Source organism: Dactylosporangium roseum (assembly GCF_025264685.1).
GTDB classification, from domain to species: domain Bacteria; phylum Actinomycetota; class Actinomycetes; order Mycobacteriales; family Micromonosporaceae; genus Dactylosporangium; species Dactylosporangium roseum.
This window is the reverse complement of sequence record NZ_CP073721.1, coordinates 3,520,120-3,534,517: the sequence shown is the minus strand read 5'-3', so window position 1 is coordinate 3,534,517 and position 14,398 is coordinate 3,520,120. Positions and strand designations below refer to the sequence as shown.

The 14,398-nt window shown below is 68.4% G+C and carries 12 protein-coding genes and 1 pseudogene; 6 read left to right on the top strand and 7 right to left on the bottom strand.

Annotated features, from left to right (window positions below):
• Positions 1-371 precede the first annotated feature (371 nt).
• Together fucP and Drose_RS16520 are read left to right on the top strand one after the other, a co-directional pair.
• Positions 372-1,718: an L-fucose:H+ symporter permease gene (gene fucP, locus Drose_RS16525; protein WP_260729083.1), complete on the top strand. Its 1,347-nt coding sequence runs from the start codon at positions 372-374 to the stop codon at positions 1,716-1,718.
• Positions 1,715-3,001, top strand: coding sequence for an ABC transporter substrate-binding protein (locus Drose_RS16520; protein WP_260729082.1), 1,287 nt, complete (start codon positions 1,715-1,717; stop codon positions 2,999-3,001). The genes fucP and Drose_RS16520 overlap by 4 nt, the downstream gene beginning before the upstream one ends.
• A gap of 973 nt (positions 3,002-3,974) precedes the next feature.
• Here Drose_RS16520 and Drose_RS16515 read toward each other — a convergent pair.
• The 3 genes from Drose_RS16515 to Drose_RS16505 all read right to left on the bottom strand — a co-directional run bounded on the left by Drose_RS16515 (position 3,975) and on the right by Drose_RS16505 (position 5,967).
• Positions 3,975-4,703, bottom strand: coding sequence for a GAF and ANTAR domain-containing protein (locus tag Drose_RS16515; RefSeq protein WP_260729081.1), 729 nt, complete (start codon positions 4,701-4,703; stop codon positions 3,975-3,977).
• Between the two features lie 354 nt (positions 4,704-5,057).
• Positions 5,058-5,600, bottom strand: a complete 543-nt coding sequence (locus tag Drose_RS16510; protein ID WP_260729080.1) for a hypothetical protein — start codon at positions 5,598-5,600, stop codon at positions 5,058-5,060.
• A gap of 244 nt (positions 5,601-5,844) precedes the next feature.
• Positions 5,845-5,967, bottom strand: a complete 123-nt coding sequence (locus Drose_RS16505) for a hypothetical protein (protein WP_260729079.1) — start codon at positions 5,965-5,967, stop codon at positions 5,845-5,847.
• Between the two features lie 854 nt (positions 5,968-6,821).
• Between Drose_RS16505 and Drose_RS16500 the strand changes: the two genes are divergently transcribed.
• Together Drose_RS16500 and Drose_RS16495 are read left to right on the top strand one after the other, a co-directional pair.
• Positions 6,822-7,517: a reverse transcriptase family protein gene (locus tag Drose_RS16500; RefSeq protein WP_260729078.1), complete on the top strand. Its 696-nt coding sequence runs from the start codon at positions 6,822-6,824 to the stop codon at positions 7,515-7,517.
• Positions 7,420-8,292, top strand: a complete 873-nt coding sequence (locus tag Drose_RS16495) for a group II intron maturase-specific domain-containing protein (RefSeq protein ID WP_260729729.1) — start codon at positions 7,420-7,422, stop codon at positions 8,290-8,292. The genes Drose_RS16500 and Drose_RS16495 overlap by 98 nt, the downstream gene beginning before the upstream one ends.
• An 88-nt stretch (positions 8,293-8,380) precedes the next feature.
• Here the strand turns inward: Drose_RS16495 and Drose_RS16490 are convergent, their stop codons facing one another.
• On the bottom strand, positions 8,381-8,962 hold the full coding sequence (locus Drose_RS16490; RefSeq protein WP_260729728.1) for an IS256 family transposase: 582 nt from the start codon (positions 8,960-8,962) through the stop codon (positions 8,381-8,383).
• Between Drose_RS16490 and Drose_RS16485 the strand changes: the two genes are divergently transcribed.
• Complete coding sequence (locus Drose_RS16485; RefSeq protein WP_260729992.1) at positions 8,927-9,118, top strand: hypothetical protein; 192 nt, start codon at positions 8,927-8,929, stop codon at positions 9,116-9,118. The two genes, Drose_RS16490 and Drose_RS16485, sit on opposite strands and share 36 nt — an antisense overlap.
• A 247-nt stretch (positions 9,119-9,365) precedes the next feature.
• Here Drose_RS16485 and Drose_RS16480 read toward each other — a convergent pair whose 3' ends face one another.
• Positions 9,366-10,073, bottom strand: a complete 708-nt coding sequence (locus Drose_RS16480; protein WP_260729077.1) for a hypothetical protein — start codon at positions 10,071-10,073, stop codon at positions 9,366-9,368.
• Positions 10,074-10,807: 734 nt separating this feature from the next.
• Here Drose_RS16480 and Drose_RS16475 point away from each other — a divergent pair.
• Positions 10,808-10,963, top strand: coding sequence for a DUF6131 family protein (locus tag Drose_RS16475; protein ID WP_260729076.1), 156 nt, complete (start codon positions 10,808-10,810; stop codon positions 10,961-10,963).
• Positions 10,964-12,304: 1,341 nt separating this feature from the next.
• Here Drose_RS16475 and Drose_RS16470 read toward each other — a convergent pair.
• Complete coding sequence (locus Drose_RS16470; protein WP_260729075.1) at positions 12,305-12,592, bottom strand: DUF4193 domain-containing protein; 288 nt, start codon at positions 12,590-12,592, stop codon at positions 12,305-12,307.
• 491 nt (positions 12,593-13,083) lie between these two features.
• Positions 13,084-14,280 (bottom strand): annotated as a pseudogene (locus tag Drose_RS16465) (AI-2E family transporter); the annotation flags it as partial.
• Positions 14,281-14,398 lie beyond the last annotated feature (118 nt).

The window sequence follows — 14,398 nt, the reverse complement described above, 5'->3', positions numbered from 1 at the left end:
ACCGCTGAAGCCGCCACGGTGCTCCGCAACGCCCGCCGGTCGCTGCCACGCACAGATGGACGGGCCCGGAGCCGGCTGCTCTGGGCGGTCAACGAGCCCAACAGGCCTGACCTGGCCGGATACCACTTTCGGCAGGCACAAGGCGTGCGGGCCTTCGAACACGGGGCCGCCACCCACACGAGCTGTCGAATACGGCAATGGGGCCAGCGGGATCCCGGGCGATTTCCAGGGTTTGCGCCCCGCGTGGCGGCGCAACCGTGCAGGCTTGCCTCCATGCTAGGTCGTACCCGTGCCGTGCGGGCCGGGTTACGGCGCGCACGTGACACGCACACCGGTGCGCGCGATTCACGGAAGGAGTGCCGACGGCCAGCATGGCGCCGCCACTAGCGGATGAAGACGAGCAGGGAAAGCGGCCGCCGCTGCTCGGCCGTGGGATGCTACTGCTCTTCATTGCTCTGGTCGGCTGTTTCACCGCTTGGGGCATCGCGCAGGACCTGACCACGCCGATGGTGGCGGGCTTCAAGCGCATCTTCGAGATGAGTACCTTCCAGGCGTCGCTCGTCCAGTTGGCCTACTTCGGCGCCTACTTCCTGCTCGCGCTCCCAGCGGCCTTTATCAACCAGCGCTTCGGCTACAAGACGGGAATCCTCACCGGACTGGGGCTGGCGGCGTTGGGCGCCTTCCTCTTCTATCCGGCAAGCAAGATCATGACGTACGAGGCGTTCCTGCTTGCCCTGTTTGCGATGGCCGCCGGGTGCTCGATCCTGGAGACCTCCGCGAACCCGTACGTCATGTCGCTCGGCCCGGAAGAGACGGCGACCCGGCGGCTGAACTTCGCCCAGGCATTCAATCCGCTGGGAACGAACATCGGTGTGCTGCTGGCATCGACCCTCATCCTGCCCAAACTCGCGGAACCGGTCGACATCGCGTCGCTGAGTCAGGACCAACTGCACGCCATCCGCGCCGCCGAGCTCGGCGCCGTGATGGCCCCTTACCTGGGGCTGGGCCTCCTCCTGGTACTCATCGCCGTCGCTATCGCGAGCCAGAAGGCGCCGACGATCGTCGAGGAGTTTCCCGATGCCGGCCCGCACATCGGCGGCATCGGCCACCTGTTCGGCGTGCTGTGGCGCAGCAAGCGGTACCGCCTCGGGGTGATCGCCCAGTTTGCGAACATCGCGGCTCAGGTGTGCACCTGGACGTTTCTGATCCAGTATGTGCAGCAGGCACTGGGCGGCAGCCTGCAGAAGGGCGGCGCCTACCTTCAGGCCAGCTTGCTCGTCTTCCTCGGAGCGCGCTTCCTGATGACGTGGGTGATCGGTCGCGTGCGCGCCACCAAAGTGCTCGCCGTGCTGGCCTTCCTGGCGGTGGGGCTCTGCATGTTCGCGATCTCGAGTCCTAACCTCGCCGGAGTCCTCGCCGTGGTCGCCCTGTCCTTCTGCCTGTCGCTCATGTTCCCGACGATCTACGGCGTTGCCCTCAAAGGACTCGGGCCAGCGACCAAGTTCGGCGCCGCCGGCCTCGTGATGGCCATCGTTGGCGGCGCGATCATGCCGCTCGCACAGGGCAAACTCGTGGACAAGACGAGCGCGGCGATCTCCTTCGTCGTCCCGGCCGCCTGCTTCGCCGTCGTCGGGCTCTACGCCCTCTACGACCTCAGGGCCGCGCCCGAGTCCATCCGCAGGAGCACCGAGCCGGGCCTGCCCGGAGGCGCGGCATGAGCCGCTGGGGCCGCGCGGCCGCGGCAGTCGCGGCCATGGCGCTCGCCGTGGTCGGCTGCGGCGCGCAGAAGCCGACGAGCGCCACGACGGAGACCAAGCAGCTCGAGGTCGTGTCGTGGTGGACGTCTGGGTCGGAGGCCGCCGCGCTGAACGTGCTCTTCTCCGCCATGCACCAGACGAATCCGAATGTCGACGTCGTCAACGCCGCGGTCGCAGGCGGCGCCGGGTCACAGGCGGTCGTGGCGCTGGCCAAGCGGCTACAGAGTGGCAGGCCACCCGACGTCTGGCAGACCTTCGCGGGCAAGTCCGTGCAAGGCTACGCCGATCGCGGCGTCATCCGCGACGTCGCGTCGATCTTCACCGATGCTGACCTGCACGCGACGATGCAGCCGACCATCCTGCGTTCGCTCATGCACGACGGCAAGCCGTACGGGGTGCCGACGGGTGCCCATCGCAGCAACATGCTGTGGTTCAACACCGGGCTACTCAACCGAGCCGGCGTCACGCTGCCCTCCAGCAACTACTCCCTCGCCGCCTTCCTGGACGGCCTGCAAAAGGTCAAGGCGTCCGGAGCCACCCCTCTGTGTCTCGGTGGCAAGGACCCGTTCACCACCATCGAGCTGTTCGAGAACGTGCTACTCAGCACCATCGGGGTGAAGGGCTGGCAGGACATGGCCGGCGACCGCCTCAATTGGCGCAGTGCGCAGGTGCGGACGGCGCTGCGGACCTTCGACGACATCCTCGCCTACGCCGATCCCGAGGCCGGCACGTTGACCTGGGACGCAGCGACAAAGAAGCTCGCCACCGGTGGTTGCGCCTTCGAGTCCCTGAACGACTCGGCGTACGGCGAGCTGGTCGCCTATGGCGCACAGGAGGGCAAGGAGTTCGGAGCTGTGGCGTTTCCCGGCACCGGCGACAGCTTCCTCGCGGTTGTCGACGTCTTCGTGGCCGCGACCAGGGCCAAGAACGCCAAGAACGCCCTCGCCTTCCTCAGCGACATCAGCAAGCCAGCGACCCAGATTCCGTTCAGCAAGGCGAAGGGGTCGGTACCGGTGCTCCGGAACGTCGATATCTCGTCCCTGTCCGCCTACCAGCGGGACGCCTCGAAGAGCCTCTGGGGCTCGTCGGTGCTGCTTTCGATCGCCCACGGCGAGGCCATGAGCCCGGAGTTCCAGGAGGGCTTCTACGACGCCGTGTCGACCTACGTGCGTACCCGCGATCCGGACACCTTCGCCCGGGATCTCGAAAACGCGGTCACAAAGGACAAGATTCCGCCACGCTGACCGGGGTCAGACGTTGTCGCTCACGGCGGGGAGCCGCAGGTCGCCGAGGCTATCCCGCGGCCTGGGCGATCGCCACGGGTACGCGCGTCGAACGTCGACGAGTGGGCGGTCGCCCCGGCGGAAGCGACTGCATGAGCACTGGGCCGCTGTCACAGACGTCCGAGGCCGTGACAGCGATCGTCCGGGTAAGTCGCTGTGGTGGAGATGCGTGAACCCCTGGTGATGGCTTGTCCCTGTTGTCAACGGCCGCGGGACACATGCATGCCCGCAGCCGTTTCGCTGTCTCCGGTGCAGGCAGGGCCGGCACCGAGCCGGACCGCGCTGTCGTCGCGCGCCCAGTAGACCGAGCTGTGGACCGCGATCCTCGCCTTCGCCCCATCCCAATCACCGCGCCGCCGGCCATGACCGCCACCATCATGCGCCGCCTCGCCCAGTTGCTCCACGACGTCTTGTACACCCTAAGCCGACCGGCGCCGGCAGCATCCGGGTGGCCGCCCGCGCCGTGGCGGTCCTGGTCCGTGACGCCGCCATGCGCGGACCAGGGGGTACGCATCGCCTTCGGTCGCAGCACCTACGAGCCACTGGCGACCCTGGCCGACACCGCCCCACGGCATCACAGATATCCCCGCACGGCCGTCGGCGTCCTCGGACAGACCGCCGCCATCGAACTCGCCCTCGCTGTCACCTACGGCGAACCCGTCAACGGCATCGCCCGGGAGGTGCAGCGCCGCGTCATCGACGAACTCCGCGACCACTATCGGCCTGCACCCACGTCACGATCAACGTCACCGAAGACGACGTGGTCCGGCCTCCGGCCATCGCGCACGACAGTCATGGTTGTTGACCCGCCGCCGACACCGCGGGCCTCGGGGTCCGTCAACGCGGCGCCAGTGACCGAAATCGACCTCGACCGTCCGCGCTACTCACGATGCCTCGCCACTCGGTCCCCACTCGATCCCGAGCTGCCCAATGGTCAGTGTGCGGGCGCTACGACTGGAGTGTCCGGGATGGTTTCGGTGCCGGCGACGATGGCTTGCGCGAGTTCGGCGAGGCGGCCGTTGCGGTCGCGCGCGGAACGGCGGAGCAGGGCGAATGCCTGGTCAAGGTCGACGTGGAGGCGTTCGGCGAGGACGCCCTTGGCCTGCTCGATGAGGATCCGGCTGTTCAGCGCGGTCTGTAGCTGGTCGGTGAGGATGTCGCGGTGGCGGATGGCGCGCTGTTGCAGCAGGCCGATCGTGGCGACGTCGGCGAGGGCCTTGCCGGCGCGCAGCCTCGCGTCGTCCAGCGGCCCCGGTTGGACGCCGAAGAGGTTCAAGGCCCCGATGACCTGGGTGCGCAGGCGCATCGGCAGGGCGTGGACGGAGACGAAACCGACCTCGGCGGCCGCGGCGGTGAACCGGGGCCAGCGGCCGGCGGAGCGGATATCCGGGACCGAGATCGGCATTCCGGTGTTGAAGCAGTCGACGCAGGGTCCTTGGTCGGTCTGCAGCTGGAACAGCTCCAGCAGCCGGGTCCGCTCTGAGGACGCCGCCACGAGTTGCAGGGTTTCCGGCTGGTCGGTGAGCAGGATCCCGGCGGCCGAGACGCCGAGCAGTTGCACGCACCGTTCGGTCAGCGCGTGCAGGAAATCGATCACGTCGAACTCATCGACGAGCGTGTCCGCCATCTCGACGAGCACATCGGCAAGCGTGGTCTCAGCCATCTCAAACACCAGCCGCGAGCGCAGCGGCGACGGCATCCGTCGCCGTCGCGGCCATCGCCGCGTTGCAAACATGTTCGACCGTAACGGGTTCACCTTCCGGATACGCCGGGACGAGGCTCCACAGCCGCAGCCTGTGGCCGGTGCTCACCACGCTGCCTGATCCGGACATCCGAGCACCGACGAAACGCTCATGAACGCCGCCTCCGATACCCCAACGGTTCGTGCGGCCGCGACGGGCGGGCAGCACAAGACGAGAGACCGGATCGAACGCGACTGACTCCTCAACGGATGGCAGTTGCACGCTACGCCCACGTACCGCACGCCCCGCCGCGACGCAGGCCGCAACCCCAGCGTTCATCTCGCCGCCGCCCGACGCCGCGTATCGTTGCGCCGTCGCGCCCCTGACCCCGGGTGGTCCTCCACCCACCCTCGCCGATACGCCCGCACCGTCGGCCTGGAGGGGAGCGCGGCCATGAACAGCCCGTCGGTGACACCCGCCCCGGCAATCGCGTGGTAGAACCCGGCGAACGGCGCCCTTCGCCGCGGAGCCGGGAAATCCCTTGGTGGGGCGCCGCCGTTGAGCCCCGACGTTGCCACGGCGGTGTCGTGACCGAGCCCGAATGTCTTGTCCAGGAACGCCCGCAGGAAGATCCGGCCGAGCGCCAGCCGGATCGCGGCCAGGAGATACCGGGTGCCGGTCGCCGAACGCCGGGCCGCCGGCGCCGATACGGACGTCCGACGATCACCAGCGTCGGTAGCCCAGGCGACACCGTCGGGGTCCGTGCGCCGGTATCCGGTCACGTCTCGCTCCAGATTCCCGTCGGGCACCTGCGGGTTGGTGGTGGTGCCGGGCAGGCCGCGATCTGCGGTGCTGTGGGTGTCGGCGATGTCGACCATCGCACTCACATTCCTTATCGGTGTTCATGGAGCAGGGTCTCCGCGATGCGATGGCTCGCGAAGTGTTGCCTCGCCAGACGCACGGCACCGGCGAACGCCGCGCCGCGTCGCGATCACTCGTGCCATGACGCACCCGATCCGTCCGGCGGCGATGTGCACGACCGGTCATGCGCCACGAAGGCGGTTCAAACCCGGATCATGACGTCCCGAACTCACGGACAGATCGACACCTGCGCCGAGTCTGTCAGTCACCGGGGTCCCAGGCGACACGCTCACCGTACGCGCCCTTGACCCGAGACGCACGGCGGGATTCCAGCGGTAACGTCGGGCCGGCGGCATCGGTCAGCGCCTCGAGGATCTGCGTCACGATCTGTGCCTGCGGGCGGCCGTCCCGTCATCCGCGGCCTGGAACGCCCTCGAACAGCCGCTCGACACCCCTATGGTCGTCCTTGAGTAGCACGATCGCGTCGTTGGACGTCGACTCCCCCATTGCGCGAGATTGTGATCGTTGCCTGGATTCCCCGCCATGAACTGCGCAAAGACTCGTTGGCCGTTCGTTGAATTGGTCAGTGGTTGGTCGGGGTCAGCCGGCCCTCGAACGCGATCTGGAAGGTGTTGAGCGGTGCCTTCGTGCGCCGTGAGGCGCTGTTGTTCGAGTGGAGGTGAGAGGCCACCACCGTCGGGTCGTCGCAGCGGCTCGGCAGGAGCTGGGGGCAGCCTGATCCGGGAGGTGCCGGGGAGGGTGGGAGCAGCCCCGACAAAGCCAGGGCGCGTCAGCACCATCAGATGGCGTGGGTCTGGTGAGCGGGATGGAGAGGAGTACGCGAGGAACCGGCGGTGTAAAGCCCCTCAACGCTATACCGACTCGAACCTGGTGGATGCGGGTCGGGAGCAGTGCGCACCCGTGGGCGGTGACGTCGGCGGGGAACTCCCGGAAGCCGTGAAGCCGGTGACTGGGAGGCCGTGAGGAAGGTCTGCGGCGTACTCACGGCGAGGCTGCTGGGGCAGAGTCGGGCTCCTCCTTCGTCGAGCGAACAGCAGTGAACACGGGAACCGTTCCGGTCTTCACCCGCCGCTGCTCGTCCTGAGTGGACGGTTGGGTTGGGTCCACCGTCGACCGATCGGGCCGGAGCGGGGCGGAGCCGTCGTAGTACTCCGAGGCCGGGAAAGCCGGTCACATGGGGAAGGGCGGCAGCGGTTGCGAGTGGGGAGGATGCTGCAATGCCGGAAGACGCGCCATCGAATGGTGACGCTCCGCCGGAACCGGCCATTGGCCCGTTCCGGCGGGTATCGGAGATGCAGGCCAAGCTTCACCGTTGGGCGGCGGCCGATCCTGGCCGCAGGTTCGACGATCTGTTCAACTTCGTGTATGACCCGGCGACGCTGTTGGTGGCGTTCGACCGGGTTGCCGGGAACCGGGGTGCGAACACGCCGGGCGTGGACGCGTTGACCGTCGCGTTGGTGGAGGAACACCTTGGGGTGCCGGGGTTCCTGGACGACCTGCGGGCTCGGGTGAAGGACGGTTCGTTCTGGCCGTTGCCGGTGCGGGAACGGGCGATCCCGAAGCCGGGTGAATCGGGGAAGGTCCGCAAGCTGGGCATTCCCGTGATCGCTGACCGGGTGGTCCAGGCGGCGTTGAAGCTGGTGCTGGAACCGATTTTCGAGGCTGACTTTCTGCCGGTCTCGTATGGGTTCCGGCCGATGCGGCGGGCGCACGACGCGATCGCCGAGATTCACATGTTCGGCTCCCGCGGCTATCAGTGGGGTGCTGGACGCCGATATCGAGGCGTGCTTCGACTCGATCGATCACGCGGCCCTGATGGATCGGGTGCGCGTTCGGGTCAAGGACAAGCGGGTGCTGGCGCTGGTGAAGGCGTTCCTCAAGGCCGGTGTGCTCACCGAGCACGGCGACGTTGAGGACTCCGACATCGGCACCCCGCAAGGCGGGATCCTATCGCCGTTACTGGCTAACGTCGCGTTGCACGTGCTCGATGAGCAGGTGATGGCGCCGTGGCGGCCGGACGGCACGATGGGGACTCTGTATCGCCGTCACGCACGTCGGGGCAAGGGCCTGCCGACTTGGCGGATCGTGCGCTATGCGGATGATTTTGTCGTGCTCGTGCATGGCCAGCGCAGCGACGTGGAGGACCTGCGCGAAGACATCGCCGGTGTGCTTGCTCCGCTTGGCCTGCGACTGTCGCCGGCCAAGACGAGGATCGTGCACATGAGCGACGGGTTCGACTTCCTAGGTTTCCGCATCCAGTGGAAACGCAAGCGGGGCACGAACCACTGGTACGTCTATACATTCATCGCTGACCGGCCGGTCCGGTCCGTGAAAGCGAAGATCCGTGCCTTGACGAGCAGATTGTCGCAAGCCGACCCGGGCAGAATCCTGACCCGGATCAACCAGATCCAGCAAGGCTGGGCCAACTACTTCCGGCATGCGGTGTGCAAGCACACCCTCAACCAACTGCGACACTTCGTCAACTGGCGAGTGTTCCGCTGGTTGATGAAACTGCATCGCTGGACGTGGAAGGACATCCGCCGACGGTTCACCCTCCCTAATGGGCGATGGCTGCCGTTGTCGGCGGACGGGATCGAGCTGTTCAACATCGCGTCGGTGCGGGTCTCCCGTTACCGGTATCGCGGAACTCGGATCCCCAGCCCGTGGATCAAAGCGAACCGCGCCTGACGGCAGCGACCGTGGAGAGCCCGTTGCGTCGCAAGGCGCACGGCGGGTTCGGCGAGCGGCACGAGGAAACGGAACGGCAGCAATGCCGTCACCGCGCCTCGTGCCGACTCAACCAGCGCATGGTCCATCGCCGGCGGCCGACCCCGGTGGGGTCCAGACTCATCAACGCCATGTACACGCACCTGAGCGCGGCCTGCTCATTGGGGAAGTGCCCACGAGCCCGCACCGCCTTGCGGATACGCGCGTTGACGCTCTCGATCCCGTTGGTGCTGCAGGTAACCTTGCGGATCTCCACGTCGAAGGCCAGGAACGGCACGAACTCAGCCCACGCGTCCGACCACAGCTTCACGATCGCCGGGTACTTCTTGCCCCACGCCTCGGCGAACTCCATGAACCGCTCGGTCGCGGCGTCCTCGGTCGCCGCGGTGTAGACGGGCTTGAGCGCCTTGGCGATCTTGTCCCAGTCCTGCCGGGCCGCGTACCGGAACGAGTTGCGCAGGAGGTGGACCACGCATGTCTGCACGATGGTTCGCGGCCACACGGTCGCGACCGCGTCCGGCAGGCCCTTCAACCCGTCACACGAGCATGAGCACGTCCGCCACACCGCGGTTCTTGAGCTCGGTGAGGACGTGCAGTGCTTGGCGCCTTCACCACCGTCACCGGCCCAGATGCCGAGGACGTCGCGGTGGCCGTCGACGCCGACACGGCAGCCGGCTCCTGCTCGACGGTGGTCTCCGTCGTCATCTGGCGTCTCTCCCTTGATCAGCAGGTCCGCCGTCATTTGTACAGTCCCGCCCGGGCCGCCGATCGAAAGATTGGGCCATGATGAGCAGAAGAACGATGCCTCCGCGGTGCCGCGGTCGGCGCTCTCGGCGGTCGGTAGGCAGAGGCCAACTCCGCCCGCGTCGGCGTCTGCAAGACCACAGCCCGCCTCGCCCTGTCGGGCCGGAAATCAGCCAGCGGGACGGCAGTACCCATGGCACCCCGTTACGGACCCGGACCGGCCACCGAGCGACCCGCGCCCCATAGGCGCGGGTCGGCGTTGTTCCCTCCAGCGGCCGGGTAACCCGTCCTCAACGATCGAGACCGGCCTTGTCGACGTTGCGGTGGAATCGCATGCCGGCCACGCCACCGAGCATTGCGCCGACCAGAGCTGCGACGATGGCCACGACCAGGGCGATGATGCCGCCGGTCGTCAGGTCGCCCTCGTTGATCGGGATCCGGGGAAAGCCGTTGAGTTTGCTGAGGATGTCGTACTTACTGCCCAGCAGCGCCCCGATGACGGCAATGATCACGGCGATCGCGATCGACCACACCCAGACGGCGATGCCCTGCTTGATACCGTTGAATCGCGCCATCCGGCCGGAGACGTAGCCGCCGCAGAAGTAGGCGACCAACAGGATCACCAGCAGCGCGACACCCCCGACGATACCGATCGTGGTTGTCTGCTGGCCAGCCCTGCCGGCGGCGTTCGTGGCGTTGGTACCGGCGGCCACGCCAACAGCGGTGCCGACGGCGGCGAGCAACGCAGTGAGGATGACGGCGGTGCCGATGGCGGTGAGCCAGCCGAAGAATGCCGAACCCCATTTGATCCCGCCGTAGCGCTGCTCGCTGTCGAGGACCGTGTGCCGGTCCGTGGGCACCGAGCGGGCACCGTCGTCCGGCTCTGCACCATCGAAGCGCGGATCGCGGTCACGGGCGCGACCTGTGTCACGCCGGGCCGGCATGGGCTCGTCGCTCCGCCCTTCACCGGCTCCGTATGCGTCCCGTTCGTAGCTCATCAGTCCTCCAACAGATGGTGGATGATCGCTTGGTCCGGCGGCTGCCCCTGTACCAACGTCCACCTCGGCTGTTGGACAGAAAGCCACGATCGGCAGGGACGCCGCATCCCGAACACCACAACGGCATCCGTGGTCCGCGGTGTCTTCACTGTTGCGGGTATGCGGGCCAGGTCCGTCGGTGTACGCGCCAAGGCCCGAACCAGCTCATGCCCGGCTGCGGGGGTATAGGGGCCGAGGACGCCAGGTCCGCCACGACGGACCGCATGGCGCCGATGTGCACCTCCTGCACTTTCCCGCGTGCGCGGAGGTAAACACCAAACGCCGGCTACACGCAGACACACTCGTCCGCACGCTGCACGACGTCGGTGCCGCAGTCTGGCCCGGCGTAGACGCGGGCTTGTTGGTGACCTCGCGGTTGAACAGCCAGCCGCAGTGTGCGTACACAGCCCTTGGCCAATGCGAACACGCCGGTGCCGTAACGCAGGTCGCCTTCGCGGTGAACGCGTGATTATCGGCCGGTGGCCCGTCGTACTTGGGCTGTGTGCTACTGGTGCGCGAACCGGTAGTGTGCCCTCGCCGGCCGGTGTACGGGTAACGCCAGGGTCGGCGCCCGGGTTGCGGCGTTCGGGGAGCCGAACCATGCGGCACCGGTACGGACCGCCGCGGTCGCAACGGTTATCGCAAGCGCGCGAGGGTAGCCCGGCTCCTAGTCGAAATTCGTTCTGGGAGCTCAAATGTTCATACTCGGCGTCATCCTGCTGTTACTCGGCTTGTTCTTGCACATCCCGATCCTGACGATTATCGGCGCGGTCCTGCTCGTGGTCGGGGCGGTGCTGTTTATCCTGGGCTCAGTTGGAAAGCCGGTCGCCGGCCGGCGGCACTACTGGTAGCTCATGGGCTATCGCGCTGGATCCTGTGGGTCCGCGGCAGGCGGCGCGCGTCGCGGTGAAGCATGGCCCCAGGCACGACCACGCCCCGCCACAGCGGGGATGACCGCAATCACTGCCACAAACAGCGGGCGGCGCGCCTCGGCCGGCAGGCCGGCGCGCCGGACGGCGTCGCGCGTCGACGTCACCGCGGCGCCGATCCGCCATGAGGCCAATCGCGGTACCACCCTTGTCCGCCACTGTCGACGGCGCCGTATCGCTCACCGTCCGGCGTGTCCACTCCGCCGCGGCGCCGAGGCGCTGCTTGGCGTCGTCGACCGCCTCACCAGTACCCGCGAGCCACAGCGGCCAGACCAGGTTCAGCGCAGCCACAAATCAGGATGAGCAGCAGCCCGACCCGAACCAGGCCAGCATCGTCCCTGCCCGCACAGCCCGCCGCCGAGCCCGGGCCCGGTTACCCTTCTCGACCAGCTCCACCTTCGCGAGGGCCAGTTGGTCGGCACGAGCGTCGGAGATCTGCTGGGCGGTGGGTTGCTGCTGGTCGCCGCGATGACACCGTCTCTCGGCCTCCGCGCTGCAGCGCCGAGAGTGGTGGTGGTATCCCGGGCAGCGTGCCGTCCGGGATACCACCTTCCCCCTCCGAATAAAGCATCGATGCGGACAGGCGTGGTCACGACGGCACCACCGCAGCCCGGGGAGCGGCCGGACAGGCCACGAACAACGAATGCAGAAACCCGGTCGTGCGAACCCCAAGGTGGTCGGTGAGCCGCGATGTCAGCAGGACTCAGCCACCGGGGACCGGGGTGACACAGTTACCGTACGCGCCCGCGCCGCCGACGGCTACCGGCCGAACGCCGCGGAGTAGCTCACCGACCGCCGATGCGTCGCCGATCAGCCGCCTCCACTACCTCACCGCGGACCGGCTCGCTACTGTTCGCCGACCGGCAAGGGACAGGCCCCGTCCGGAAGCGAGCGCGGCACGCCGACGACTGCGGCGCGGTCGCCGGGAGAGACGAAGGCGCCGGTGACGGCGTGAGCGAGCCAGGCGTCGTTCGCGTGACGAGATCCGGGCGCCATCGCACGGCCAGGTGGCGCTCTGGACATTGTGGTCCGCCATCGGGTCGCGCATGACGTCGTGCGTGTTTCGCACCCTCGTCGCGGCGATGGCACCGACTCAAACGCCCGCCGCGACCTGACCCCCGACAGGCAGGTCGCGCCTGTCGCATGAGGCAACGACCTGCGGTTGAGCGCGACACATTGCCGGAGCGAGAGCGCCGAGGACCACAGCGCGATACCGCTCTGCGCGCCCCGCACGTGCCGCTCCGCGTCTGACCGCCGTGCCGTTCAGGCGCAGTCGCGGCAGACCTGAACGCCGTGATCGTCGGCGAGCCGGCTGCGATGGTGGATCAGGAAGCATCGTCCGCACCTGAATTCGTCACCCCGCATGGGCACGACGGGGACGGACATCTCTTCGTCGATGGATTCGAGATCGGATGCCGAGAGCGGCCCGGCCATGTCGTCAACGTCGGCGTTGTCGGCCCGGCCCTTGGCGTGCGAGCTCGTGAGCGCGTCGAGCCCGTCGTCGGCGGCCTCGGCCTGGCTCGGGCGGACCGCGTCGTGGTCGACGTTCATTCGCCGCCGAGTCTCTGGGTGTGCTGCACGCATGTCCGCTCCGAAGGGTGATCGATCGTCTTGGGCGGTTGCCAGGCGGTGCCGCCGGCGGGACGCGCTGTGCCTGAAGGCCGCAGCCGAGGTCGGAATCCCGGCGCGGCTGGAATGGGTGCTCGGGCGTGCCCTCGTGGTGCTGACCGCGGCCACCTCGAGGAGCTGCGGAGCATCCAGCGATGCTCGCGACTGCTCGATGACGGGTTGCGGTGGAATCGTCCGATGGGCGCCGCCCCACACTAGCAGGACCGTCGGGTTTGCCCGGGGTGTAATCCGCGGTCCAGGTGGGTCCAGGTGCCTGCAACGACGGCGCCGGCTCCGAAGTCGGCGCGACCGGGATGCGGCTCTACCGAAGTGGCCTCGGCGGGTGGCGCGTCGGGGGCCGCCTCCTCGACCGCGACGGCGTGCTGCGCCGCGGCCACGTCGGGGTCGGTCGGTTCGCTGCCAGGAGGTTCCCGGTCCGGGGTCGGCTCCCCGGCGGGCTGGTCGGCGAGATAGCGCACGGCGGTATTGCCGACGGCCAGCAGCGGCACGGCGACGAGGCCGCCGACGAGGCCGGCGGTGACGACGCCGGTGGCGATGGCCAGGATGACCGCGAGCGGATGCAGGGCGACCGCCCGGCCCATGATGAGCGGCTGCAGGACGTGGCCTTCCAGCTGTTGGACGGCGACCACAATCCCCAGCACGATGAGCGCGGTCACCGGGCCGTGGGTCACGAGCGCGACGAGCACGGCGATGCCCCCGGACAGGGTGGCGCCGACGACCGGGATGAACGCGCCCAGGAACACCAGGGCCGCCAGCGGCAGCGCCAGCGGGACCCGCAGGATCGCCAAGCCGATACCGATGCCGACCGCATCGACGAACGCCACCAGGACCGTCGCGCGGACGTAGGAGACCAGGGTGAGCCACGAGTAGTGACCGGCGCGCGCGACCGGCACCCGGGCCGGCCGGGGCAGCAGACGGCACAGGAATTGCCAGATCTGACCGCCGTCGCGCAGGAAGAAGAACAGGGTGAACAACACGACGAAGAAGCCGGCGAGGAGCTCGGTGAGGGTCGTCGCGGTGTTCAGCGCGCCGGACGTCAACGCGCCCTGGTGCGCGGTGACGGTCTGCCGCAGCTTGTCAACTGCACTGCTGAGCTGGGCGTCGGACAGGTGCAACGGGCCCTGGCCAAGCCAGGTCTGCACCTGGTCGACGCCCTGACCGACCTGGGCGGCCAGGGCGTCGAACTGGCTGATGAACGTCTGCACGATCAGGGTGAGGCCACCACCGACCACGAGCAGACCGGTGACCAGCACCGTCCCGGCGGCGAGGGAGCGGTTGACGCCGCGGCTGCGCAGCGCGGCCGCGGCCGGTTCGAGCAGTGCCGCCAGGAGCAGCGCCACCGCCACCGGGATCACCACAACGCTGAGCACACCGAGCAGCCGCAGCAGCAGGTAGGCGGCGACCACGAACAGGATCACCCGCCACGACCAGGCGCTGGCAACGCGGACGCTCCGCGGGATGCCGTCATCGACGGTGGGCGCCGCCTCGACGACCAGCGCCGGTGCGGTCCGATCGGCGGGCTCTCCGCCGATGAACGGCGGCGGGGTGCCGCGACGGGCGGCGATCAGGCGCGGCTGCGCCCGGTCACGGGTATGCCTCAGCCAGCTCACAGCGGCAGCTCTCTTCTGTGGGAGTCAGGGGCTACGCCCGGCCATGCACTGTGCGCATCGCCCGAGCGTCGCTGCCCGGCGGGGTGGCGGGGCGATTGTCGGCAGCCCGCCGCGCCGT